Source organism: Paraclostridium sp., from assembly GCF_051657365.1.
Classification (GTDB): domain Bacteria; phylum Bacillota; class Clostridia; order Peptostreptococcales; family Peptostreptococcaceae; genus Paraclostridium.
Genome location: NZ_JBOFKN010000083.1, coordinates 1 through 2,624, shown reverse-complemented (window position 1 = coordinate 2,624; position 2,624 = coordinate 1). Strand labels below are relative to the sequence as shown.

At 29.2% G+C, this 2,624-nt stretch carries 2 protein-coding genes; one reads left to right on the top strand and one right to left on the bottom strand.

Annotated features, from left to right (window positions below; genetic code table 11):
* Positions 1-316: SWIM zinc finger family protein (locus ACRCYC_RS05795; RefSeq protein WP_438532596.1), on the bottom strand; the 316-nt coding region annotated here is incomplete at its 3' end.
* A gap of 341 nt (positions 317-657) precedes the next feature.
* On the opposite strand from ACRCYC_RS05795, the gene ACRCYC_RS05790 reads away from it, so the two are divergent.
* On the top strand, positions 658-2,382 hold the full coding sequence (locus ACRCYC_RS05790; protein WP_438532595.1) for an amidohydrolase: 1,725 nt from the start codon (positions 658-660) through the stop codon (positions 2,380-2,382).
* Positions 2,383-2,624: the final 242 nt, after the last annotated feature.

Sequence of the window (2,624 nt, the reverse complement as noted above, 5' to 3'; positions counted from 1 at the left end):
CTTTTTTTAGCACTAAATTATATGCTGCCATAGCAACAGCTACTATATGTTTACAAGGTTTTGCATTCTCTCTAAAATACATACAACTACAATTAAAATCTAAAACTTCATCACTGCTAAAAATAACTTCAGTTTTATAACTTAGGTAGTTACTTCCCTTAACCGTTCCTTCAAGATTACGAATACCCTCTCCGTAATACTCCTCTTCTACACCATAAAGTTTGAAGTTCCCAGCTTTGCCTCTATTGTAATAGTCTTTCCCACGACTATAAATTGTATATCCAACTTCATTTTCTAGTCTTTTCAAAAAATCCAATTGTACCCTCCAATTTTTTTCTTTTATTTCACATTATATCATAAAATCTTTCTTTCAAAAATTTATAAAAATTTAAATAATATCTGGAAAGAAGTTTTCATATTCAACACCCGCTTCAAAAGAATCAGTTACATCTTTAGTCATTTCAACTGCAAAAAGATAACCTAAATCTTTAGTAACCTTCTAAATCCTAGTGTGGACATCATAACCTTTTTTTTTCGTATTTATATCCTATTTTGTAATTTTTTTAATGAAAAAGTCAAAAAGGAATAATAAGTTAAAAAAGTAAATAGACTTATAATAAATTTATTATAAATTCATTTTTTATGAAGGAGGTTTTCATGAACAAATTTATTTTATCTTTACTATTTTTTAGTGCTGTTAATTCATTTGCAAGCTCAGATATACCTGGAAAATTATATTATAATGGGACCATTTTAACTCTAGATAGCAATGGAACTATTGGAGAATCTATCTATATTGAGAATGGAAAAGTTGTAGAAGTAGGAAAAACAAGTGAACTTTTAAAAAAGTTCGATGGTAATTCAGTTGAAAAAATCGATTTAAATGGAAAAACTATCTCTCCCGGTTTTATCGATATCCATAGTCATTTTATGAATGCTCTCAGAATATCCGATTGGGCAAACGTTTCAGCTCCCCCAGTAGGTAAAGCAGAAACAATAACTGAAGTTTTAGAAATTCTAAAAGAACATAAATCAAAACAAAATCTAAAAAATGGAGAATGGATTATTGGATATGGTTACGATGACAACTACTTGGACAGATCTTTAACTAAGTTTGATTTAGATAAAGAGTTTCCTAATAATCCAATTTTAATTCTTCATGTTTCCAATCATGGTGGTGTTTTAAATAGCTCAGCATTAAATCATTTTAATATAACCAAAGACACTGCTACTCCTAAAGGTGGAGTTATCTCTCGAGTTCCTGGAAGTACTGAACCTGAAGGTCTTTTAATGGAAACAGCTTTTCTTGAAGTTTTTGCTAAATTACCTCAACCATCAGAAAAAGAACTTTTAGAAAAATTAGATTCTGCTCAACAAATCTATGCAAAAGAGGGGTATACAACAATTCAAGAAGGAGCCACTCATGTTCATGAATTAAAACTTTTAAAAGAGGGTGCTTCTAATAATAAGCTTTATCTTGATGTTGTTTCTCTACCTATGATAACAGAGGTCCCTCTCTTAGTAAGCGAGTATTTAAGAAATCCAGATGACCAAAAGGTAAATATAGAAGAGATAACTGAAAAATTTGGTAATTACAATAATAATTTAAAAATTGGTGGTATAAAACTTGCAGTTGATGGTTCTCCGCAAGGAAAAACAGCTTCTTTTAAAGAGGAAATAAAAACTTCTGGACCAAATGGTGAAAAACACTGGAAAGGTGAATCACTTTTAGGGCAAGAATCTCTAAATAAAGTTTATAAAAAATTAGTCGACAATAATATTAAAGTTTGGACTCATGCAAATGGTGATAATGCTATTGATATGATTATTGAAGCTGTTAAATTCGCTGGCGGTAAAAAAGGAGATAATAGAAGAGATATTGTTATACATTCACAAATTATGAGACCTTATCAATTAGATGAATATGTAGCTCTTGGTCTTTCTCCGTCATTTTTTACAAATCATGTTTATTTCTGGGGAGATGTTCATACTGAAAATCTAGGAGAAGAGCTAGCATCAGGTATAAGTCCTATGAATTCAGCTAATAAAAAGGGACTTACAACTACAAATCATACTGATTTTTCAATAACACCTTTAAATCCATTTATGACTATGTGGACTGCAACAAATAGAATCACTAAAAATGGAAAAATCTTAGGAGAGCATGAACAAGTATCAAATTTAGAAGCTTTAAAAGCTATTACAGCAAATGCAGCTTGGCAGCTTGGAGAAGAAAACTTAAAAGGAACTTTAGAGCCTGGTAAAAATGCAGACTTAGTCATTCTTAATAACAATCCATTGGCTACTCCTAAAGAGAATATACTCAATTTGAAAGTTTTAGAAACTATAAAAAATGGAAAAACAGTTTTTAAAAGTAAATAAGGTTTATGATTTACTAGATATATTAAGATAATGTTGAATTAATTATATGTTATTGATTTAAAGTCAAGTTTTTAACGTTAAAAACTTGACTTTTTCTTTTTACTTTACAATTAAGTCCATTTCTAACTCTTTTAATTTACATTCTATAAATACCTTTTCATAATCTTTATGCAGATAACTATATTCATACTCTTTAGAGTCAAAAGTTTTTTTTAATATACATATTACAGGATATACTTTAT

Excerpts from the sequence above, each read along its gene's own strand:
- ACRCYC_RS05790 (WP_438532595.1), top strand. The coding sequence starts at position 658 with ATGAACAAATTTATTTTATCTTTACTATTTTTTAGTGCTGTTAATTCA.